This is a genomic window from Bacillus mycoides (genome assembly GCF_018742245.1).
Lineage (GTDB): Bacteria > Bacillota > Bacilli > Bacillales > Bacillaceae_G > Bacillus_A > Bacillus_A cereus_U.
This window is the reverse complement of record NZ_CP036132.1, coordinates 1,466,319-1,489,157: the sequence shown is the minus strand read 5'-3', so window position 1 is coordinate 1,489,157 and position 22,839 is coordinate 1,466,319. Positions and strand designations below refer to the sequence as shown.

Here is a 22,839-nt window from a genome sequence, read left to right as displayed (position 1 = left end):
TTTCATATGACTATTTAAAAATACCTTTTGTTTGCATCGCAAGTTGTATAACATAAAAAACCTTTCTTCTAGAACTTATTCACTAAAAGAAAGGTTCATGACTTATGATTTTAAAAAAATTGGTTCTCCATTTTTTACTGTGTACGGCAAAGAATATGCAGGAACAAACGGGGAATCCTCCGATAATATCCCCCGGATATCTTCCCCTTCTTTAAATTGCCCTTCATTTTTTTTCAACGCTTCATATAAGTCGATTCTATAATCAACAAACAATTCTCCTTTTTCATTGATTACAAGAGGGAGACCTTTTCCTGAGTACGGACTTGTCACTTGTGGTACATCTTTATATCCTAGTTTTTTGAAGTCTAATTCATAAACACCATCTGTAATCACTTTTTTAAAAGGTGGATATTGATGTTCATCCCGATACATCCTTAGCTTCAATGCCACTTCTTGAATTTGTTCCGCCATTCTCACATCAATTAACTTTACTGTCGGATTTTTTTCAACATCTATTAATACATATTGATATACTCCACCACTTTCATACGCATTCCCTGGTGCCTCTTGTATGTACCTTGGAGCAATTTTTTGAAAATCAATTGGATACTTCTGATAAATCGGCGTACTCATATCACGCGTCTTAATTGGTAATAAACCATCCGTTTGCTCCTTATATGTATTAATGGCTTTTTGTACAACTTGCAACTGGTCTTCATAAGGAATAGCACTTTGTTTCATATTTTCTCTTGGATACATACACCCTGTTAAAATGCTCATGCAACAAAATATTAAAATAATATGGATTTTTTTCACTGACAATCACCTTTTCATGCTAATATGGACTGTTCCCTTTGTAACATTTACCGACTACACATCCTTTATTGCTCAATAGGGCCACTAAATACAACAAGGAAAATAACAATTCCCGATACAATCATGAGGGTGTACGCTACTAAAGCTGTAATCCCTTTCAAAAATTTATTCTTCATTTTATGCCTACTTAATAAAATAAAACTTACTGCAAGAAACATAAATCCAATTGCCCCTAAAGCAAACCACATTTTCATAAGCCCTTCCGACATATATACACCCCTTTACTTTCAATCTATTTTTATACTATTTTAACAAATTAAAATCTTTAAACAAATAAAAATCATCATTTTTCCGTGAATTGATGATTTTTATTTAAAATAATAAAACCGAAGCACGAAATGATGCGCTTCGGTTGACCAAATATGCCCTTAACAGCTCTATTCCCATTCTTTCATAACTATCATATGCATTCTCTAAACTCTTTGTTTCTCATAATTTATTTTTTAAACATTTTACTTAACGAACCAAAATCCGCCGGCATATTATTGTTAATAATCGCTTTTACAATTTGATCCTCTTGCTCTTTCGGCACTTCACGTCCTGCCATTAAAGCAACTTGATGAATCAATTGGCGAAGCACTTTCTCATCACGTAAGTTCGCATTTTGAACAGATGATGCTAATTTAAAAATATCTTCTTTATTCACTTTCGCTTCCTTTTCAATGTTACTAAAAATGTTGTTATCCATTCTTTTCACCCTCTCCTCAAGTTACTCTTCATCCTATGCACAAATGAAAAATTGGTGAAAAGACCCAGAAAACAAAAAAACGGTAGAAGCACAAAATGTACTTCTACCGCTTTTTTATAATAAATCAGGTATCGTTTCAACTTCATGTTTTCGAACACGCCCCATCAATGAGCCTACTGTATCTTTTACATTTTTCCCATTGAACAACACGTCATATAAAGCGGCTGTAATCGGCATCTCAACTTCCATTTTCTCTGCCAATTCATGAGCAGCTTTCGTTGTTCGTACACCTTCAACAACCATACCCATACTTTCTAATACTTCTTCTAAAGAATGTCCTTTTCCAAGCATATTTCCCGCACGCCAATTTCGACTATGCACACTTGTACAAGTTACAATTAAGTCCCCCATACCAGTTAGACCAGCAAATGTCAGTGGATTTCCGCCCATCTTTCTTCCTAAACGAGCAATTTCCGTTAAACCACGTGTCATTAATGCGGCTTTCGCATTATCACCTAATCCAAGTCCGTCAGTTATTCCCGCAGCTAGTGCAATAATATTTTTTAAAGCACCACCTAGTTCAACTCCAACGATATCTGGGTTTGTATATACACGGAAATAGCTATTCATAAACAGATCCTGTACTTCCTCAGCCGCTTCCATACGTTTTGCTGCAGACGTAACAGTCGTCGCTTGGCGCAAACCTACTTCTTCAGCATGACTCGGCCCAGATAGTACAACAACATCCTTAATCAAGCTCTCTGGAATTTCTTCCTCAATCACTTCCGAAATACGTTTTGACGTACCTGGTTCTATTCCTTTACTTGCATGAATCCAAGTAATTGGCTCTGTAACAATTTCTTTCATCTCTTGCAATACGTCTCGGTACGCTTTCGTCGGTACTACTAGCAGTACTGTATTTACATCTACTAATGCTTCTTCTAAAGAAGAGTAGGCTACGATTGTGCTTGGCAATGTAATCCCTGGAAGATATCTACTGTTCTCACGCTTCGTATTAATCTCATCCATAAGTTCAGAACGATTTCCCCAAATACGTACATCATGCCCATTGTCAGCTAATACCATCGCTAACGCTGTTCCCCAGCTACCTGCTCCTATTACTGTGATTTTTGTCATAAAATCACATCCTCTCCATTAGTCTCTTGCTCTAGCGATAATGTGAATCGGCGTTCCTACAAAACCGAATGCTTCACGTAAACGATTCTTTAAGAAGCGCTCATATGAAAAGTGCATTAATTCTGTATCGTTTACAAATATAACAAATGTTGGTGGTTTTACCGCAACCTGTGTCGCATAGAAGATTTTCAGACGGCTACCATTATGTGTCGGCGTTGGATTCATCGCTACCGCATCCATAATTACATCATTTAATACATTCGTTTGTACACGAATGCTATGGCTTTCATTTACCTCATTAATAACCGGTAATAACGTTTGTGTACGCTTTTTCGTTTTCGCAGATAAGAATACAATCGGTGCATACTCTAAAAATTGGAAATGAGCACGGATGTTTTCTTCAAATGCTTTCATTGTTTTTTCATCTTTTTTCACTGCATCCCATTTGTTTACAACGATAATAACAGCTCGTCCTGAATCATGAGCATATCCAGCGATTTTTTTATCTTGCTCAATAATTCCTTCTTCTCCGTCTAAAACGACTAAAACAACGTCAGAACGTTCAATCGCTCTAAGTGCACGAAGTACACTATACTTTTCTGTACTTTCGTATACTTTCCCTTTTTTACGCATACCAGCTGTATCGATGATTACATAATCTTGATCATCTTTACTATATGGTGTATCAACAGCATCACGTGTCGTTCCCGCTATATTACTTACAATTACACGTTCTTGACCAAGAAGTGCATTTACAAGTGATGATTTCCCTACGTTTGGACGTCCAATTAAAGAGAAACGGATTGTTTCATCGTCATACGCTTCTTCTTCAATCTTTGGAAAATGATTTGCAGCTTCATCTAACAAATCACCAAGTCCTAAACCGTGTGTACCTGAAATCGGGAATGGCTCGCCAAATCCTAATGCATAAAAATCATAAATATCACTACGCATGTCTGGATTATCAACCTTATTTACCGCAAGTACAATTGGTTTTTTAGAACGGTATAAAATTTTAGCAACTTCTTCATCTGCTGCAGTTACACCATCGCGACCATTCGTCATAAAAATGATAACATCTGCTTCATCAATCGCTACTTCCGCCTGTTGACGAATTTGTGTCAAGAACGGCTCGTCTCCAATATCAATTCCACCTGTATCAATAATGTTAAACTCATGATTTAACCATTCTCCCGCACTATAAATACGGTCTCGCGTTATACCTGGTATATCTTCTACGATTGAAACTCTTTCTCCAACAATTCTATTGAAAATAGTAGATTTTCCTACGTTCGGGCGGCCTACTATTGCTATTACTGGTTTCGGCATATACTTTCATCCTTTCAACTTGCTTCTGTTTATTATGTAAAAAACCCTTCTTTGTGCAAGAAGGGATTTGCATTCCAGAATATTTCTCAACGTATCAAAACACCTCACATTATACCACACGTTACTAATGTTTCACAATAATATATACATTATCTTGTAAGCGATGTGCAATCCCATCTAAAATAGCCTCTAAATTATTTGCAACAAATTCCAGTTCCTCTGTCGACTCGCAAATAAATAAAGGGGCACCACCTGCAAATTTCTCTGGCGTTGTTGTAATGACTGCGAGAATAACACTTTCTAACATCATCTCTTATCTCCCCTTCCTTTCGGAGCTTCTGATGACATATGAACAGCACTCTCTAATGTTGGTACATTTCCAATTACCCCTATCGCTTTTTCTGCATCTTGATCTTGCGGCAGAACAAAAATCCCAACTCTCCCATCCTCTAAATCACGCTTCGCTAACGGTACAAGTGCCGGCGTTCCAGAATCTCTATATATTCCTAAAGCAACCGAAACATCATGTAAAATAGCTTGACGTTGTCCTAAGTTTGAGATTGTAACCATCGCATCTATCGATTTCGGTTTTAAAATAAATCCCATTCCATATTTCATAATTTCTTCTTGCCTTGCTGGCAATCCAATATTCATAATGTAAATATTATCAATATAAAGTCCCGCTCCTTCAAAATGAAGTGGAACGTGTTCTATTTCTACAAGGTCATGAAGTCTTTTACCTGACATTAATTTTTTCGCAATGAAAAAACTTACTGTACCAGTAATTACCCCGGCAATCCATGAATGGAATCCTATATACGCAAACGTTGTTACAAACGACGTTAACATCGCCAAGTAGTTACGACTTTCAAATACTAATGCAATTCCTTCAATGTATGTATTACCACGTGGTACGAGCTCATATCCATCTAATTGTTGAAGCGTATTTCTTTCCATATTGCGCACATCACGAAATTGCGTCGCTGCTAACGTAAGAAATGTAATTGCAGAGAAATCTTTTTTCAAAACAGACGGAATCGCAATTGCTCCTAAGGCAGCCGCAATTAATCCCATCGCGATATGAATAATTTTTCCGTGGAGCCTCGTCGGATATTGCCTCGTATCAGTACGAAGCATTAACACCCTAGTTATTGTACCTGCAATTACGCCACATAAAATAGCCGGTGTATATTCAGTCATGCATTACCCTCGCCTTTCTTTTACGTGTTTTCCTCTTAAATTGTTCCATATATACTGATGCTTTCGTAATCCAAAGTAAAATCGCCATAAATAAAGTGGAAACAGCAGCAACATCTAAAAAAGCTAAACTGCCGTATTCATAAGGAAAATGTAATTTACGAAAAATAAGCGTCACCAACAATTCACCTTGTAACATCCCTATATATAAGGAGCATAATCGTAATATGCGATCCCCGTGCAATAAAACCGATGCATACACAAGTGCACCACTTAACAGCAACAACCTATCAACCACAATCCAAATTGGATCATATACTTCTAACAAATGAAAGCTTGTATATAACATTGCAATAATAAGTGCCGAAAGTAAGGTATATAATTTTTTCCAAATAGAATATAACGTGATGCCTACAAAAGAAATAATACAAAGAAAAAGGGCATTTACCGATATCGTGAAAGACGCAATCGTCACATTTAACGGAGAACAAATAATAAAAATTAATATACAAGTACTTATCTTCCAACGAATAGATTCTTTTTTCATAAAAAAGGTCACGACAATCCACCCTATCCAAGCAACAAAATAAAAAGTACTCCCATCCATCACTTCACCTCCTATGTTTTCCATTATGGGAACTTTTTATGAAAGTTAATCCCCCTTTTCTTTGTGCATAGTTTTTCTCATAACAGCAAAACTTTTAATAAGGAGGTGTAACTCACAATGGGTAAAGATCGCCAAGAACGAAAACTAAGAGAATCACGCCGCGTTGAATCTGATCGCGACCAATCACTTCAATATCCCGGTGCAACAAGTCTTGATACACCGGAGCAAGCTCGAAAACAGAATCAGCATTAAATAAAGTGAAACTTCAGTGAGTAGAATCCATCCCACTCATTATTAGCTCACACCAATCGGGCTTTTACGGGCAATACAAAAAGACGGTTTCGATAATGTACGAAACCGTCTTTTTACACAATTATTTTATTTCTACTCGTAATATAATTCTTTGGTTTTCGCACTATAAACCCTATCACTTGATGAGGCATCAATCGTAACTATGCCTGTTGGTTTTTTAGAATATGTAATAACATAAGACGTATGAAGAGAAGGATTTTTACTCTTTACCTCAACACGTACATAATCCGTCTCTCCTATTTCATTTAACTTTCGTTCAACCTCTTTTTTCACGCCTACAATATCTTCTTTTTCCTCTTTAATTTCCCTACTCACAATGGTATTTCCTTGATCAGAAAGCAATACTACTTCAGCATTACTTAAACCCACTTCATTTGATATATTAAAATAGTAATTCACATACGAATCTTCCGATGGATTTTTGTCTTCTCCTAATTCCCTTGGCAAAATTAGTGCTTCTATTCCACTTCCTGCATTCACCATTGGATTCCTATACAATTTTTTCCCGACCGCGATTGCAATATTCGCCGTTTTAATTGTTGATTGTACTGTTGTTGAACTAGAACCCCCTTCTCTTACATTTGAAGTTAATGAAATTTCAATCTTTTTATTATATCCAGAAATCGCTGTATCTTCTCTTATATTTCGTGCATGGATATTAACATCTTCACTATTATATGTAATGCGTCCTATCGGATTTTTACTATTTTAAGATACATTATCTCCTTTTTTATTAACATCCTCATCCCCTAAATTATCGTGAATTTTTTCTTGTCTATTTTGATTCTTAAATAACAATCTCTTATCTTGTTTTATCGCTAACCAGCTATATAGAGAGGCATACTTTCTTACTTTTGCCATGTTTCTCTCCACAAACATGGCAAAAGTAAGAACCCTCCAATAATTCAGCAGCACATTTTCTTCATTTCTTCATTTTTATAACCACTTTTTCAATCATAGCTTTTTCGTATAATATCCCTATATATATCGTAATATAAACTCCCTCTTTTTTTCCATTTATAGAATTATATATAATGATAACTTCCCACCCGGACCGTTGATTTTTTACAGACTGTGTCTTAACCTCTTTTTCCGTTCTGTGTCAACATGAAAAAATAGCCCTTCACCTGACCCAAAAGGGTCAGGTGAAGGGCTATTTTCTTAGTTTCTATCATTTATTATTGTTTTCATTTAATAAAATTTAAAAGATATCAGAGTGTTGGAAACCCTAAAGGGTTTCTCGACACTCTGAAAAAAATCAACCGGACGTTTGATTTTTTATCGCCTACTATAATGTGCAGTATCAATCCCTCGCTGCGCTAACCAATGATACGTTTCGCCTTTTACAACAAGAGGTACAGATTGTAACTCTTCTATCGTCTTCACCCCAAGAGCTGTCATAATAAATTTTAAATCTGTATGTAAAAGATCGATTTCATCCACTAATTTCTCAACACCATCTTGCATTAAAATACGTAAAAAGTATCCAGCAAACGCAGTTGTATTCGCCCCTAATGCGATTGCCTTCGCCACGTCAATTGCTGTTTGTATACCCCCAGATGCAATAAAAGAGAGGTTATTATTTGTAGAGGTTGCTTCAATAATCGAGGTAGCTGTTTGTATGCCCCAGTTATTAAAATAAGAAAGCATTCGCTGTCTTCTTTCATTTTCAACAGCAGCAAAATTCGTACCACCTTGGCCGCCAATATCAATTGCTGTTATACCTATACTCGCTAACTGTTGTACTGTTTCCTTACTCATTCCAAATCCCACTTCTTTTACAATGACAGGAACTTTACTGTTTAAAACAATTTGTTCAATTCGCCGAAGTACACCAGTAAAATCACGGTCTCCTTCTGGCATCGTTAACTCTTGTATGACATTTAAATGAATTTGCAGTGCATTCGCTTCAATCATATCAACGGCACGCTCTGCCTGTTCGACAGTTGCCTCACTCCCCAAATTAGCAAAGAAAATACCATTTGGGTTTACCTTTCTGACGATCTTATAAGAAGCCGCCTCGCCTTCATTTTTTAAAGCTGCCATTTGCGATCCTACAGCCATAGCAAGGTTATGATGTTTCGCTACATATGCTAATTGCTCATTAATATGTAATGTTTGCTCTCCTCCACCACCAGTCATCGCATTGATAAAAATCGGCGAACTTAGTGAAAGTTCGCCGATTTTTGTTTCACATGTTACAGTATCATAACTTGAATTTGGCAAGCTTTGATGCACAAAATCAATATCATGAAAGCCATGCGTACGAGACTGACCAGTAGAAAGAGCATATTCAATATGATCTAATTTACGTTTTGCCCTTACCACTTGTACCCCTCTTTATTTCTTTAATTTTTTCAGTTGTTCACCAATAATATCACTTAACTGGAAAGTAGCAGAATCAGCATTCGGCTCATATTGGCTATAATCTTCTGTTACATTATTTTCTTCAAGCGTTTCTTTTATGCTTAAAGAAATACGTTTTTCCGCTACATGGACTTCAAGTACTTTCACTTTTACTTCTTGTCCCATTTCCAATACTTCATTTGGATTTTTCACGTGACGATTTGCAATTTGAGATACATGCACAAGCCCTTCAACACCAGGTAAAATTTCAACAAATGCACCGAATGTAACAAGGCGTTTTACTACGCCCTCACGAATATCTCCAGCCTTTATTTCGCCAGCAACATTTTCCCAAGGTCCCGGCTGAGCTGCTTTAATTGATAAAGAAATACGTTGCGTATCAGCATCAACAGATAACACTTTTACCTTTACCTTTTGACCTTGCTCTAATACCTCAGAAGGTTGCTCTACACGCTCGTGTGAAATTTGTGAAATGTGAACTAAACCGTCCACACCACCAACGTTAACGAAAGCACCAAAATCCGTTAATCGTTGTACTGTTCCTTCAACAATATCCCCTTCTTTTAACGAAGAGATTGCTTCTTTTTTCTTAGAATCTAGTTCTAGTTCTACTACCGCTTTATGTGAAAGAATAACACGATTTTTTTCACGGTCTAATTCAACAATTTTCACTGCTAATGTTTTTCCTTTATAGTCAGCAAAATCTTCTACATAATGTACCTCTACAAGTGAAGCTGGGATAAAACCACGAACACCAAGGTCCACAACTAACCCACCATTCACGATATCTTTTACAGTAACATCAAATACATGACCAGAATTAAATTTCTCTTGTAATTCTACCCACGCTTTTTCTGCGTCAACAGCTCTCTTAGATAAAACAAGATCATCTTCTTCTAATTTAATAATTTTCAATTCAAGTGTTTGATCTAATTCTACAACATCGCTTGCTTTTTCAATATGAACGTTAGCTAACTCACTAATCGGAATTACGCCATCTGTTTTGTATCCAACATTTACAAGCACTTGTTTCTCTTCAACTTTCGTTACAGAACCTGTAACAACGTCACCAACTTGTAATTCTTTTGAATTCATAACTTCTTCATTCATTTTCTCTACCATGGAAATACCTCCCTACAGAATTGACAAAGCATTTTTATGTATATACGAAATGAAAAAAAATGTTTTCATTTGCATGTTTAAGAATTTATCATCACATATTCTGGTTCAATACAGTTCACAAGAAACTATATTAAACCTATATAAATAGTATACAGCAAAATCATCTTGAAGAAAGTATGATTTGAAATATAATAGCGAATATATTCTGACAGTTTTTCCCCTCTGTAACTAACTTCTTACAAATTAGCCCATTTGTCAAGAAAAGAGACTTATAATTCACTTATCCTTTACATTTCAAAAAAAAAAAAAAAAAAAGAAAGAGGATAGTCCTCTTTCTTTATTTCGCAAATACTCCTGAAACAATACCCATAATTTTTTGGACAACTTCTTCAATTGATAAAGAAGTTGTATCTAATTCCAATGCATCATCAGCTTTTTTCAAAGGAGAAACTTCGCGCTCTGAATCTAATTTATCACGCCTAGCAATGTCTTCTTTTAACTGCTCTAAATTAGAATCGAAACCTTTATTCATATTTTCTAAATATCTTCTTTCTGCTCTTTCTTCTACAGAAGCAAGCATAAAGATTTTCACTTCAGCATCTGGTAGTACATGTGTACCAATATCACGGCCATCCATTACTACGCCGCCTTTTTCAGCTAATTCTTGTTGACGACGTACCATTTCTTCACGAACAAGGCGATGCTTTGCTACAATAGATACGCGATTCGTCACATCTGGCGTACGAATCACTTCGGAAACATCTTGTCCATTTAAAAATACAAGTTGTGTATTTTCCCCTTGCTGAAATTCAATATTTACATTTTTTACAACTTCCATTAACTTTTCTTCATTTTCAATATCCACTTTTTGTTCAAGGGCTGCATATGTAATAGCACGGTACATTGCGCCTGTATCAATGTAAACATATGAAAGTTTTTTCGCAACAACTTTTGCAACTGTACTTTTCCCAGCAGCCGCTGGACCATCTATAGCAATCGAAATTCGTTTATCCATTGTAACACCTCATTTTTCACTTATAAAAACAAAACGAAAAGCAGGTATTCTCCCCCTGCTTCTTCTCATTTGCCTCACGTCATTAAATCCTCAATTATTGTAGCATAATCCATCATAGAAGAAAATGAAAACTACTTATTCACCTGTAAGATTTCCGCCTTATTTTGCGTGACGACACCTTCGTAATAAACAATTTTCGATAAATATTTCACTGAAGATTTATGTATAAAAAGCAGTTGGACGAAAGAAAGACAAATAAATTGAATCAGTAATATACGAATTATAATTTTCTCCACTTTTTTCAAAAAACTCACTCCTTCCCTCTCTACACTTACACATCTCCTCTCATAAATTTCCATAAACAAAACCTAACCTAATAACCACTTACCGAAGCACACTTAAAGTAATTTATTTTATTGTCATTTTCTAACCATACTTTTATACATTTTCATTGTCGAATTTACTCAAAACATGTTATGTTCTAAATGTATTTTTCAACTTGAAAGGGGTATAAGCATTGAAAAGAATCCTAGTTTTACACACAGGTGGAACAATTGCAATGGAGGAAGATAAAGAAACTGGGGTCGTACAACCAGGTGAAAAGAATCCTCTTTTAAAATTTATTCCTGATTTAGAAGGCGATGTTGATTTAATTGTCGAAGATGTGTTCCATCTTCCATCTCCTCACATGACTCCTAGCGAAATGCTACAATTACAAGTCATCATTGACGAAAGAGTAAAACAAGACGATATTCACGGCGTAGTCATTACGCATGGTACCGATACATTAGAAGAGACAGCTTATTTTCTTGATTTAACAGTTCAAGCAACGATCCCAATCGTTGTGACAGGAGCAATGCGTTCTAGTAATGAATTAGGTGCTGATGGTCTATATAATTTCTTATCAGCTGTAAAAGTTGCTAGTAGTAATGAAGCTGCTGAAAAAGGCGTCCTAGTCGTATTAAACGACGAAATACATTGTGCTACAAATGTAACAAAAACGCACACAAGTAATGTCGCGACATTCCAAAGTCCACAGTACGGACCAATTGGCATGGTAACAAAACGTGGTGTTGTTTTCCATCATGCTTTAGTGCATCACGAAACATGCACAGTACGACAGATTTCTAAAAACGTTGTCGTTCTAAAAGCATACGCAGGTATGGATGATACATTATTATCAGCAATCGAAACACTACCAGTAGACGGAATTGTTATCGAAGCACTTGGACAAGGTAATCTACCTCCAAGAACACTTCCAAGTCTAGAACGATTAATAGGCAAAGGAATTCCTGTCGTATTAGTGTCTCGCTGTTTCAACGGTATCGTTCAAGATGTATATTCGTATGAAGGTGGCGGCAAGCAATTAAAAGATATGGGCGTTATATTCACATACGGTTTAAATGCTCAAAAGGCGCGTATTAAATTATTAGTCGCATTAGAGAATACAAATTCTCATGAAGCAATCCAAAATATGTATATGCACGATTAAAAAAGAAGCTGTCGAATTTCGACAGCTTCTTTTTATTCTTCTCTTGATGCAATGGTTTGCGCAATCGCATCTCCATGGAATCTACCGTTCTCGATAAATATTTCATTTGCGTTATTCCCAGCAGCAATTACACCTGCAATGAAAATATTTTCAGCGTTTGTTTCCATTCTATCCTCTGTATAAATCGGACGCCCTGTTTCTTCATCAATCCGAACACCCATCTTCGTTAAGAAGCTATGATCAGGATGGTAACCAGTCATCGCAAATACAAAATCATTTTTGATTGTAAATGATTCACCATCAACCGTATATGTTAATGTATGTTCAGTAATTTCTTTCACATGAGCCCCGAAATGCATTTGAACTGTCCCATTTCGTACTAACGCCTCAAATTCCGGCAAAATCCACGGCTTAATACTTGGCGAGTATTCCCCACCACGGTATAGAACTGTTACACGTGCACCCGATTTAACAAGCTCTAACGCCGCATCTATACTTGAATTTTTACCACCTATTACAACGACATCTCGATCAAAATAAGGATGTCCTTCTTTGAAATAATGAGCTACTTTCTCAAGTTTCTCACCAGGTACATTCATATAATTCGGATTATCATAATATCCAGTTGCAACAACAATGTATTTCGCCACATATATTTCTTTGTTTCCGTCACGCTTCGTCGTTTCAACTTTAAAAACATCACCATCTTTTTGAACTTGTTCTACTCGTTCAAATGCGTTTACACGTATAGATTTACGCTTTACTACTTCACGATAATACGCGAGCGCTTGATTACGAAATGGCTTACGATTTTCTGTAATAAAAGCAACTTCACCAATTTCTAATTTTTCACTAGAGGAGAAAAATGTTTGATGAGTTGGATAATTATAAATCGCATTTACAATATTCCCTTTTTCGATCACTAACGGATTTAACCCCACTTTTTGCAACGAAATCCCCGCTGCTAATCCGCATGGACCGCCTCCGATAATAATAACTGTTTCTTTTTGCATACTCGGTTCACTCCTAGTCTTCTACCTCTGCTTTATTTATATAAACAAGAAAAAACCTACTTACAGCAGTAGGCACCTATCTTTATTGTATTCATTTTTCATATATTTGTCATCTAAACGAAACATACATCCGATAGACATCTGCTAAAAACTGCTGAAATTTAATTCCTTGTTGCCCTAATACATTTTCAGGATCGATTTTCCGAGTAGGATCCAACGTTTTGTGTGACACAATAGCCTTTTTAGGATTTAAACCGAAATTTTGACATAAATAAGCGTGATACCACGTAAAACGAGTATACGCCTCCCAAAAGTTTACGTCGCCACCATAGCAAAGTTCAACCCCAATTGCAGCCTTATTCGCATCATAACCGAATAAATCATTATCCGTTGGCACATTGTATCGAACATGGTACGCAACTTCATTTATAGGGACAATTTCTAATATTGTTTTATCATCAATAAATGTATGCGCTGAAGCTTTCGGTTGTATTTCATTAAAGTAATCCCGATTTCCTATCGCATTGCTACCAGGGTTCCCCGTGTCATGACTTACAATAAATCTTACTTTTGAAAGAGGAATTCCTGGTCGTGAATTTCCATGCCCAATATAATTACGCTCAATAGGGAACATCGCCATTACTACCAACTCCCGCTCTAAAAAATTACCTTACTTCCTTATATATGTATTCGGTGGCAATGTCCTTATGGCATTATTTCTTATGCGAAGAGAAAATCGAAAATATTTGATGTGAATACCATAAATAATACAATACTTACAGCCACTCCGTAAAAACCGTAAAACCAAACACAATCTTCTTTCGTATCTAAACCGAAAAACTTATTTACTGATTGTAATAATGATCCACGCTTACTATGATTATTTCGTAAAACTTCCACTCGTTCCACAACATCTGCTGGCATCATAAATCTTTGGTCTACTGTCATTTTCATCATTTATCTCTCCTTAAAATCGTTTCCGTTTTGCTTATCTAAGGAAAGTATAGCACGTTTGTTCGTGTAGAACAAGCGTTCTTTTTGTTTTTATTTTATTTTTCACCAAGCTACGTAATAATTCCAATTACTACTGCGATAATCAGCCCCCAACAACCAGATGCAATAAACCCTCTCCAAACATTCTAAAAATACTTGTTTTCTGAGTATTTTTAATCCTTGCTATTTTACTTTCTAGTTGGTTTACCCTTTCTTCTAATCAATCTACTCGATTCATCATTTCATTATTCATATCCAACACCTCTAACTAGTAACTTCAACAAAAAACGCGATTCCCTCAAAAGGAAATCACGTTTTCTCAAAACATTATATATTATACCCAACCTCTGAAGCGACTAGCCTCAGCCATTTTACGAACACCAATCATGTATGCAGCTAAGCGCATGTTTACTTTACGAACTTGTGATGTTTCATAGATTGAATCGAATGATTTTACCATTACTTTTTCTAAACGTTGTTCTACTTCTTCCTCAGTCCAGTAGTAACCTTGGTTATTTTGTACCCACTCAAAGTAAGATACCGTAACGCCACCAGCACTTGCTAATACGTCTGGAACAAGTAAGATACCACGATCTGTTAAGATTTTTGTTGCTTCTAATGTAGTTGGACCATTTGCAGCTTCAACTACAATTTTCGCTTTAATCTTATCAGCATTTTCTTCTGTAATTTGGTTCTCAATTGCAGCTGGAACTAAAATATCGCAATCAAGTTCTAACAATTCTGTGTTTGAAATTGTATTATTAAATAGTTTTGTTACAGTACCGAAGCTATCGCGACGATCTAGTAAGTAGTCAATATCTAATCCATTCGGATCATGTAGTGCACCGTACGCATCCGAAATTGCAATTACTTTCGCGCCTGCATCATGCATAAATTTAGCTAAGAAGCTACCCGCATTCCCAAATCCTTGAACAACAACGCGTGCACCTTTAATATCAATGTCACGTTTTTTCGCAGCTTCACGAATACAAATTGTTACACCTTTTGCAGTCGCTGTTTCACGTCCGTGTGATCCACCTAATACAAGTGGTTTACCTGTAATAAATCCTGGTGAATTATATTCATCGATACGGCTATACTCATCCATCATCCATGCCATAATTTGTGAGTTTGTAAATACATCTGGAGCTGGAATATCTTTTGTCGGACCAACAATTTGGCTAATTGCTCGTACATAACCGCGGCTTAATCTTTCTAATTCACGGAAAGACATCTCACGTGGGTCACAAATGATTCCACCTTTACCTCCACCATATGGTAAATCAACAATACCACATTTTAAACTCATCCAAATAGAAAGTGCTTTCACTTCATTTTCTGTTACGTTTGGATGGAAGCGAATTCCACCTTTCGTTGGACCAACAGCATCATTATGTTGCGCACGATATCCTGTAAATATTTTAACAGTCCCGTCATCCATACGAACTGGAATTTTCACTGTCATCATACGAATTGGTTCTTTCAATAATTCATATACTTCGTTTGGATAACCCAATTTTTCTAATGCTTCATTAATTACAATTTGTGTTGAATTTAACAATTCAAAATGTTGTTCCCCTTGTTGTTGTGTTTTCGTTTGAGTTCCCTTTTCGGCTACCATAGTAAGTAAACCCCCTGTAATTTCACTTGTTTAGTAAACCTTCATTGCCTAGTATACACCGTTAAATTTGGAATGCAATAGAAAACGCTAACAAATATATACAAACTATTTTGCATTGCAAGCGTTTTCACTATTATTATAGTCCTTTTATTGCTTTTAGAAAAGTAAAATACTTAAATATTTAAATATTTTTTATTTCCATCAAAATACGTTCGATAAAACAATTATTTCATCAAAAAATACTGGTTATATTTTTAAATATAGATCGGCTAGTCTTGTTTCCTACACTTCACTTTATAGATTTTAGATTTTCCAATCTTCAGCTGAATAAAAATAAAACCTCAAGCTACGTTACATTAGCTGAGGTTTTGTTTTTTTACAAAGTAATTGTATATTTGTTCAATTGCTTGAGAATCCATTAATTCTTTACCATATTCCATTATGCGGTAAATTGTTGCTGTTGACGGATTACCGTATTCCGCTAAAATAGCTATAAAATCCGCCTTCAATAATTGAAATTGATCTTCTTCTTCTATCCAAAGATAGAAACGATCATCCCACGTATACAACTTCCCATCAGTTACACCAAGGTTATATAAGCGATTTGACAAATTGATTACATCATCTAATGTAGCAAACTCGTAAAGTATATGTTCACTTTCATCAAGAGTCACTTGCATTTCAATAAACTCGTCACGGAACTCATCTTCTGTATCTACTTCGTGATTTTCTTTTGTTACAATTACAACCATACCTTGAGCTTGTAGAGAAAATACTTCAACAGCAATCGGTCCATCCGCTTCAAACCCTAATTCTTTATTCGCTTCTTGCATCATATCACGGAATAGTTGCTGTACTTTCGGTGCATTTCTCCACAAATCTTCTTTCGTTAATCCTCGTTCAGATAAATCATCAAATGTTAGGAAAATTTTAATCTTATTATAATTTAAACGTTCCAGTCTCATCTCATACCCTCCCTACGTAACCATTGCATCTAATTTTTATTATATGAAATAGAAAATAGATGGTTCTTTTCGAACGACTATTCTGACATTTTTAACCATCCATCCCATTCTTCTTTCGTGTTACCAATTAGGATATTTTGAAGATTTAATTGATCTCCAGTGCCTTTTCTTCCTATAAAACCACCCGAGAGGTTTTCATTTTTTTCTTGCAATAAGTCAATAAATTCTACTGCCTCTTCAAGTTCTCGTTCATCATCAAAAGATATAAACAAATATTTAGGTTGTAATTGTTCAATAGCTAGTAAAATACCTTCTTCATCTAAACTTGTCCCCATATACATTGCTTGATATCCTTTTAGTCGTAAATACGTCGCGAAAATAAATCCTTTTAATATATTATTTTCTAAAACGAAAACTTTGTTAACGGAAGAATACACTGACGCATTATGATATATCATTCCTAGACGTGTTTGTAAGAATGATACAACATATTTGAATTGTGACATTGTAATCTCATTATTATTTTTTAAAGATAACAACTTGTTTGCCACTTGAAGGATGATGCTTGTAACAACCTTTTCTGTTGAATATATACTAAAAACCTCGTTTAATAATGCAGAAGTTGTAATTTCATCAAATTTTAACAAAGCTTGTAGTATATCGTCCACTAAAACAACTTCTGTATCTGTAATTTTTTCTTTTTGAATGTTGTTCTGCAACCGATTCCCTTCTAATAACTGAACTGCTTGTCCAATCATCATCCCCTCAGAAACTTTATTCATTAACCATTTCAAAATATGAATATGCTCTTCTGTATATAAACGATGCCCCGCACGATTTCTCTTTGGGGCAATAATATGATAGCGTCTTTCCCATGCGCGAAGTGTACTCGGTTGAATTCCGAGTATATTCGAAACAGCTTTTATATTATATGTCCCATTTAAAGTCGGCATTATTTCCCTCCGCATAACGTAATGATATGTGTTTGGGAAGGTGCCCGAAAACGAAGAGGGAGTAATGTTGTTCCATACCCATTACTAATAAAGAGAGTCGTATTAGAATGCTTATATACACCACCCTTTAAATGCTTTTCAGATGGAAACAACCGAATCTGACCTCCATGTGTATGTCCACTTAATACGAGCGAAATTTGTTCTTTACCAGACATTTTCTTTATTATATCGGGGTTGTGACTAATTAAAATGCGAAAACCTTCTTCTTTACAATCAGACAACGCTAAATCTAAACGATCTCGTTCTAATCCAACATCATCGATACCGAGTAAGCAAATTTTCTCTCCTAATTCAGACTCAAATACCACTCTTGTATTATCTAATACCTTCACATTATTTTCTATTAATAAAGCATCTAATTCGTGATATTCAATTTCATAATCATTATTTCCCCATACAAAATATACAGGGGCTATTTCTCTTAACTTTTGAATATTTAAAGAGATTTGCGATAACGGTACTCCTTTTTCAGCTAAATCGCCGCCAATAATTACGATATCTACTTTTCCTTTCACTCGTTCAATTAGCGAGCTAGAAACGATCCTTCTATGAATATCCGAAATAAAAAAAACTTTAACTTTTTGAAAACTTTCCGGAAATTCTTCGAATACTAAAGTATGTTCCAACACTGTATTACGCATCGCTTCTTTATACATTCCAAGAAGACATACAAAACCAATGCATATGAGAGTACATAATAATATAATCCATGACATATATTTTTTACTCTCCCTCCTCGTAAAGTATAGTCCTTAATTTTATGTGAAGCTATATCACTCATTTAGCTAGCTCTCATACTTCGTGGACTTATCTTTTATAGGAATTTTCAATTCTTGTCCTACTTTCACTTCATCTTCTTGTAAATCATTATACTTTTTTATTATCTCTATCCCATTTTCATCTGAGAAATATTGCTTCGCTATACTTTCTAAAGTTTCTCCATCTTTCACAACATGAGTTGCTACTTTCTCAGACTGCTTCTTTGATTCAGTCTGAGCTGAATCAAAGAAAATCACTTCAAACGCACTTTTCTCAGCATTATTACTATCACTTTTCACCTGTATATACTTATCCGTATACCATAAGATACTAATAGGTAACAATATGAACAAAAATGTTAACACTCGGACGAAAATGTGGTTCATTTTAAACTTTGGTTTTTTCTCTTTATTTCTATGAATTTCACTACGCGGCGGTAAACCTTCATCTTCTTCCACTTGCTCAACTTCTAACTCCTCTTCAAAATCAGGAATTCGTTTTCTCATGTTGTTCACCACCACCTTCCATTTATTTTCTTAATTGGAGCCCCATTATAAAATCAACAAGAAAGTGTGCAAAGATTGTTATAAACAAATTTCCTGTCCACTCGAATACATAACCAAAAACAAAACTAATAAAGCAGACGAAACAAAACAAAAAAGGCTTCGTTATATACCGAATATGTAACACAGCAAAAATTAAACTCGCTATTACAATTCCGAAATGAGTCTGCACTACACCTCTAAATAAAAACTCTTCCGCAAAGCCAATAATAAACGTGATAAAGAGTAAATGCATGACAGAAATTCCTTGAAACATTCTATCGTTAATGCCACCATCATCAAACCAAGATTCTGGAAACACTCGCATTGCAACATAATCTAATAACACAATACAGATCGCTAACAAGCTACCTATTACAAGTATAGAAACCGGTTCCCATTTCCACAAACTATAAACTTCTCTTTTATCTTGAAATAATATATATGCTAGTAAACAACCGATACCAAGAATGATTAGTTGTGTTATGTAGAGATTCAGTCTTATTTCTCTCGGACTCATATCTTCAACATTATGCCTTTGAATGTTCATCATTCCTCCATCTTCCCTAGGCCGAAAAGCTTTTGTAACTCTGTTTCCCAATTATAGTCGAAAACTAACTGTTGCGCTCGTCTTTTTTTATAATCCGCTTTTGTAATACCACAGTAATCACAACAGTTTTCTATCTCTTTTTCTTTTCTATAACCGAATTGTTGTAATAAATATTCACGTCTACATCCTTGAACTTGTATCCATGACTTCATATTTTCTAGCTCACTATATTTATTACGCAGTCTCACTTCCACTTCCGCTATTAATCTGTGCATTATTTCATCTGACAAGCTCTCTAGCATGAGATTTCGCTGTTGTATGATTCCAAGATGTTCGAGATGATAACGTGTAAAACGCCAATACTGTTCATTAAATCTTGCTGCATTATAACAAATTTCTTCTACATCTTCTAATGGTAATACTTTCGTTTGAAACATTCTTTCTTGTAGTAACGAAAATAAAAATTGTATTTGCGATTTACTTGGTAATTCATCTTCAATGATTGAAATTGGCAAATCGTGATCCAATGGACTACATAATAAAATGGCTATACTCAATTCTCCATCTCTTCCCCCTCTTCCAATTTCTTGTAAATAGGAAGCTACATTTGTCGGATATTGAAAATGAATAATATATCTTGTATTCGCCTTATTTACCCCCATCCCAAAAGCACTTGTACATATTACAATTTGCAACTGGTCATTCATAAACTGTTGTTGAATTAACATACGCTCTTCATGTTCCATACCACCATGATAAAAAGCTACACCTGTAATTCCTTTTCCTCTTAAATACTCGGTTAAACGCTCTGTCCAGGCCCTACTTGAACAATAAACAATACCAGGCCCTTGCAAATACATTACATGCTCAAAAAGCGCCTCTTTTTTTTCTTCTATTGTTTCCACAAATTGCACTTCCATCGCAATATTTGGACGATCAATTGAGTACACATGCTCAGCGATATTTTTCAGATTTAAACTTTCCGCTATATCTCGCAGTACATCCTTTGTCGCAGTTGCTGTTAATGCTAGTACTTTCGGAGATCCGATACTCTCAATTACTTTATCTAATTTTTTATAATCTGGCCGAAAATCATAGCCCCATTGTGAAATACAATGCGCTTCATCTACGACAAATAATGAAATATGAATTTTTTTCAATTCTCTTATTAGAAGTTCCGACTGTAACATCTCTGGTGATACGAAAACAAATTTATAAAAAGATAGCTTTTTCATTGCTTCTCTTTTTTCACTTAGCGTCCGGAAACTATTCAATGCAATAACTCGATTTTTCACGACATACTTTAATTGCGTAACTTGGTCTTCCATTAAAGATAATAATGGTGATACAACAAGCACCGTACCCTCTTGCAGAAGCCCCGGAAGTTGATAACACATTGACTTTCCCCTTCCAGTCGGAAGCATTGCTACAACATCTTTCCCTTCCAATAAATCCGTAATAACTCCTTTTTGCCCCGGACGAAATTCAGAATATCCAAACCACTTATATAAATATTCCTCAAGCTTCATTTATACCCTCCATCCGCGCCAATACAAGACGGACTTCAAAATAAGAGATTTCCTCTCCAACCGCTTGCTTCAACACACGCAATTTACGTGTTTGTAATACTTCAATTACTTTTGTTACTTTTTCTATTTTTTCTTTTTCCATAAACATCTCAATAGAAAATTCTTTTTCTCGTAAAGCAATTTCTACAAAATGGTCTTCTATCGTGGCAACCTTCAAATTCCGAATTGTTGCTATTTCTTCTAAAGAGCGTCCTTGTTTCCAAAGATTATATGTTTTTTTCGTTGATAAGCTAAATAAATCAGCTTTCTCATTTGGATAAGATATAATTTCAGCTAATAATGGAAACTCATTTTCTTTATTGCGAACTTCTTGAATAAGGAAATGAATTGTACCCCAAAATAAAAAATAAACTCGAAATATATCTTGTTTCGTAATTTCCGCTAATTGTTGTAAAGTACACCCAATACGTTCATACCCAGTTAACCGATATGTTACGATTGTCGCCTCTACTGGATTATTTTTTTGTAAAAGAGTATGCATTTCCTTCCATAATCTTTTAGCCAATTCACTTCTCATATATGGTATTCCAGTGAGGAAGCGTTTCACCCACATCATTATTTCTGTATCCTGTTGAATTGGAATAAATTTCGTATTCGCCTGTTGTAAATTCGAAATGGTTTGAACGATCAATGATAATCTCCTCCAAAACGTTTCACCTATTTCACCATAGTGTAAACCATTTAAATACGTCGGAAAGGCAAAGTCACCTTCCCATTTGTTTAATTGCATGTTACCAGCAGTCGTTAACACATATGTATTATCATGTATACCTTGAACTAAATCCGTTCGTAACAACCGTGCAACTTCTTGATCATAATCAGCTCTATTTAATGACTTATAAATCCCAAACAAAAAAGAAATTTGAAACATATTCCCATCTTGTAATGTTTGCGACGATCTCTTTCCTTTTAATAAATAATAAATCGAAGAAACGGTTCTTTCACCATTCAATTGTTTTAAACAATACAATAAAGTATATTGTAGCTGCATTACCGCTTCCACCTCTCTGTCTAACTTCATTCCTTTTTCAATACAATTGCACATTAACTGCTATTCATTTAACTTATCATATTCACACTACATGCTTGTATATATTCTATTGTATCAAACGAAATAACATTTAAGTATTTTGAAAATCTTATGAAATAATTCAAAAATAAGTTGACACTCTAATTGATAAGCATTATCATTATAATTTTATGTTGAAAAGTTTTTAAAACCGTTTTACAATAAGATTATAATTTTTTGGCGAACTTTTCACATACATATTATCAGGAGGGAAAAAATATGGCAAAATATACAATCGTTGACAAAGATACTTGTATTGCATGCGGTGCTTGTGGTGCTGCTGCACCAGACATTTATGACTATGATGATGAAGGCATTGCATTTGTAACATTAGACGATAACCAAGGTATCGTTGAAATTCCAGATGTATTAATTGAAGATATGATGGATGCATTCGAAGGTTGTCCAACTGACTCAATTAAAGTTGCTGACGAATCATTTGATGGCGACTCTTTAAAATTCGAATAGTCTTTTATTAACTTCAAAAAATCCCCCTCATACTTATGAGGGGGATTTTTTGCACTCTTTTTCATTCTCACTAACAAAAAAACCATTAGCAGTTACGCTGCCAATGGTTTAATAT

The 22,839-nt window shown here is 35.2% G+C and carries 28 protein-coding genes; 3 read left to right on the top strand and 25 right to left on the bottom strand.

Features of this window, described 5'->3' with window-relative positions:
- Positions 1-102 precede the first annotated feature (102 nt).
- The 8 genes from EXW56_RS07600 to EXW56_RS07565 all read right to left on the bottom strand — a co-directional run bounded on the left by EXW56_RS07600 (position 103) and on the right by EXW56_RS07565 (position 5,834).
- Positions 103-816: a hypothetical protein gene (locus EXW56_RS07600; RefSeq protein WP_002202614.1), complete on the bottom strand. Its 714-nt coding sequence runs from the start codon at positions 814-816 to the stop codon at positions 103-105.
- Positions 817-881: 65 nt separating this feature from the next.
- Positions 882-1,085, bottom strand: coding sequence for a DUF2768 domain-containing protein (locus EXW56_RS07595; protein ID WP_002011815.1), 204 nt, complete (start codon positions 1,083-1,085; stop codon positions 882-884).
- A 227-nt stretch (positions 1,086-1,312) separates the two neighbouring features.
- Positions 1,313-1,564: a stage VI sporulation protein F gene (locus EXW56_RS07590; protein WP_002158593.1), complete on the bottom strand. Its 252-nt coding sequence runs from the start codon at positions 1,562-1,564 to the stop codon at positions 1,313-1,315.
- Positions 1,565-1,678: 114 nt separating this feature from the next.
- Positions 1,679-2,701: an NAD(P)H-dependent glycerol-3-phosphate dehydrogenase gene (locus EXW56_RS07585; RefSeq protein ID WP_002201139.1), complete on the bottom strand. Its 1,023-nt coding sequence runs from the start codon at positions 2,699-2,701 to the stop codon at positions 1,679-1,681.
- Positions 2,702-2,719: 18 nt separating this feature from the next.
- Positions 2,720-4,030: a ribosome biogenesis GTPase Der gene (gene der, locus EXW56_RS07580; protein WP_002011811.1), complete on the bottom strand. Its 1,311-nt coding sequence runs from the start codon at positions 4,028-4,030 to the stop codon at positions 2,720-2,722.
- Between the two features lie 124 nt (positions 4,031-4,154).
- A complete protein-coding gene (locus EXW56_RS07575; protein ID WP_002086624.1) occupies positions 4,155-4,340 on the bottom strand; it encodes a capping complex subunit for YIEGIA in 186 nt (61 codons plus the stop codon).
- Positions 4,337-5,230 (bottom strand): YIEGIA family protein, encoded by an 894-nt coding sequence (locus EXW56_RS07570; RefSeq protein ID WP_215597338.1) that lies wholly within the window; start codon positions 5,228-5,230, stop codon positions 4,337-4,339. The genes EXW56_RS07575 and EXW56_RS07570 overlap by 4 nt, the downstream gene beginning before the upstream one ends.
- A complete protein-coding gene (locus tag EXW56_RS07565) occupies positions 5,223-5,834 on the bottom strand; it encodes a YphA family membrane protein (RefSeq protein WP_002201140.1) in 612 nt (203 codons plus the stop codon). The genes EXW56_RS07570 and EXW56_RS07565 overlap by 8 nt, the downstream gene beginning before the upstream one ends.
- A gap of 117 nt (positions 5,835-5,951) precedes the next feature.
- Between EXW56_RS07565 and EXW56_RS07560 the strand changes: the two genes are divergently transcribed.
- Positions 5,952-6,086: a YpzI family protein gene (locus EXW56_RS07560; protein WP_000513901.1), complete on the top strand. Its 135-nt coding sequence runs from the start codon at positions 5,952-5,954 to the stop codon at positions 6,084-6,086.
- 132 nt (positions 6,087-6,218) lie between these two features.
- Here the strand turns inward: EXW56_RS07560 and EXW56_RS07555 are convergent, their stop codons facing one another.
- The 6 genes from EXW56_RS07555 to EXW56_RS07530 all read right to left on the bottom strand — a co-directional run bounded on the left by EXW56_RS07555 (position 6,219) and on the right by EXW56_RS07530 (position 10,955).
- Positions 6,219-6,629, bottom strand: coding sequence for a hypothetical protein (locus EXW56_RS07555; RefSeq protein ID WP_215558220.1), 411 nt, complete (start codon positions 6,627-6,629; stop codon positions 6,219-6,221).
- Positions 6,630-6,854: 225 nt separating this feature from the next.
- Positions 6,855-7,007 (bottom strand): hypothetical protein, encoded by a 153-nt coding sequence (locus EXW56_RS07550; protein ID WP_002201142.1) that lies wholly within the window; start codon positions 7,005-7,007, stop codon positions 6,855-6,857.
- Positions 7,008-7,424: 417 nt separating this feature from the next.
- On the bottom strand, positions 7,425-8,474 hold the full coding sequence (gene fni / locus EXW56_RS07545) for a type 2 isopentenyl-diphosphate Delta-isomerase (protein ID WP_070128149.1): 1,050 nt from the start codon (positions 8,472-8,474) through the stop codon (positions 7,425-7,427).
- 12 nt (positions 8,475-8,486) lie between these two features.
- Positions 8,487-9,635 carry a 30S ribosomal protein S1 gene (gene rpsA, locus EXW56_RS07540; protein WP_002201144.1) on the bottom strand — a complete coding sequence of 383 codons (1,149 nt, stop codon included), beginning with the start codon at positions 9,633-9,635 and terminating at the stop codon, positions 8,487-8,489.
- Positions 9,636-9,972: 337 nt separating this feature from the next.
- Positions 9,973-10,650, bottom strand: coding sequence for a (d)CMP kinase (cmk, locus tag EXW56_RS07535; RefSeq protein WP_002158601.1), 678 nt, complete (start codon positions 10,648-10,650; stop codon positions 9,973-9,975).
- Positions 10,651-10,781: 131 nt separating this feature from the next.
- Positions 10,782-10,955: a DUF5359 family protein gene (locus tag EXW56_RS07530; RefSeq protein ID WP_171902551.1), complete on the bottom strand. Its 174-nt coding sequence runs from the start codon at positions 10,953-10,955 to the stop codon at positions 10,782-10,784.
- A 212-nt stretch (positions 10,956-11,167) separates the two neighbouring features.
- On the opposite strand from EXW56_RS07530, the gene ansA reads away from it, so the two are divergent.
- Complete coding sequence (ansA, locus tag EXW56_RS07525) at positions 11,168-12,142, top strand: asparaginase (protein WP_078182170.1); 975 nt, start codon at positions 11,168-11,170, stop codon at positions 12,140-12,142.
- A gap of 32 nt (positions 12,143-12,174) precedes the next feature.
- Here ansA and EXW56_RS07520 read toward each other — a convergent pair whose 3' ends face one another.
- From EXW56_RS07520 to EXW56_RS07470, 11 genes are all read right to left on the bottom strand, one after another.
- Positions 12,175-13,155, bottom strand: a complete 981-nt coding sequence (locus EXW56_RS07520) for a YpdA family putative bacillithiol disulfide reductase (RefSeq protein ID WP_002201146.1) — start codon at positions 13,153-13,155, stop codon at positions 12,175-12,177.
- 109 nt (positions 13,156-13,264) lie between these two features.
- Positions 13,265-13,795 carry a peptidoglycan recognition protein family protein gene (locus EXW56_RS07515; RefSeq protein WP_002201147.1) on the bottom strand — a complete coding sequence of 177 codons (531 nt, stop codon included), beginning with the start codon at positions 13,793-13,795 and terminating at the stop codon, positions 13,265-13,267.
- An 80-nt stretch (positions 13,796-13,875) separates the two neighbouring features.
- Positions 13,876-14,112, bottom strand: coding sequence for a DUF3961 domain-containing protein (locus tag EXW56_RS07510; RefSeq protein WP_002149379.1), 237 nt, complete (start codon positions 14,110-14,112; stop codon positions 13,876-13,878).
- A 370-nt stretch (positions 14,113-14,482) separates the two neighbouring features.
- Entirely contained in the window at positions 14,483-15,769 is a 1,287-nt protein-coding gene (gene gudB, locus EXW56_RS07505) for an NAD-specific glutamate dehydrogenase (RefSeq protein WP_002201148.1), read from the bottom strand.
- A 356-nt stretch (positions 15,770-16,125) separates the two neighbouring features.
- Complete coding sequence (locus tag EXW56_RS07500; protein WP_002201149.1) at positions 16,126-16,734, bottom strand: genetic competence negative regulator; 609 nt, start codon at positions 16,732-16,734, stop codon at positions 16,126-16,128.
- Between the two features lie 77 nt (positions 16,735-16,811).
- Entirely contained in the window at positions 16,812-17,687 is an 876-nt protein-coding gene (locus EXW56_RS07495; RefSeq protein ID WP_002201150.1) for a MerR family transcriptional regulator, read from the bottom strand.
- Positions 17,687-18,463: a metallophosphoesterase gene (locus EXW56_RS07490; protein WP_002201151.1), complete on the bottom strand. Its 777-nt coding sequence runs from the start codon at positions 18,461-18,463 to the stop codon at positions 17,687-17,689. Before EXW56_RS07490 ends, EXW56_RS07495 begins: the two co-directional genes overlap by 1 nt.
- A gap of 69 nt (positions 18,464-18,532) precedes the next feature.
- Positions 18,533-19,012, bottom strand: a complete 480-nt coding sequence (locus tag EXW56_RS07485) for a LysM peptidoglycan-binding domain-containing protein (protein WP_002201152.1) — start codon at positions 19,010-19,012, stop codon at positions 18,533-18,535.
- Positions 19,013-19,034: 22 nt separating this feature from the next.
- Positions 19,035-19,598: a CPBP family intramembrane glutamic endopeptidase gene (locus EXW56_RS07480; protein WP_002201153.1), complete on the bottom strand. Its 564-nt coding sequence runs from the start codon at positions 19,596-19,598 to the stop codon at positions 19,035-19,037.
- Positions 19,598-21,127 (bottom strand): RecQ family ATP-dependent DNA helicase, encoded by a 1,530-nt coding sequence (locus EXW56_RS07475; protein WP_002201154.1) that lies wholly within the window; start codon positions 21,125-21,127, stop codon positions 19,598-19,600. Before EXW56_RS07475 ends, EXW56_RS07480 begins: the two co-directional genes overlap by 1 nt.
- Positions 21,117-22,178 carry a YpbB family protein gene (locus tag EXW56_RS07470; RefSeq protein WP_002201155.1) on the bottom strand — a complete coding sequence of 354 codons (1,062 nt, stop codon included), beginning with the start codon at positions 22,176-22,178 and terminating at the stop codon, positions 21,117-21,119. The genes EXW56_RS07475 and EXW56_RS07470 overlap by 11 nt, the downstream gene beginning before the upstream one ends.
- A gap of 297 nt (positions 22,179-22,475) precedes the next feature.
- Here EXW56_RS07470 and EXW56_RS07465 point away from each other — a divergent pair, with 297 nt between their 5' ends.
- Positions 22,476-22,724 (top strand): ferredoxin, encoded by a 249-nt coding sequence (locus EXW56_RS07465; protein WP_001151994.1) that lies wholly within the window; start codon positions 22,476-22,478, stop codon positions 22,722-22,724.
- The last annotated feature ends 115 nt before the right edge of the window (positions 22,725-22,839 follow it).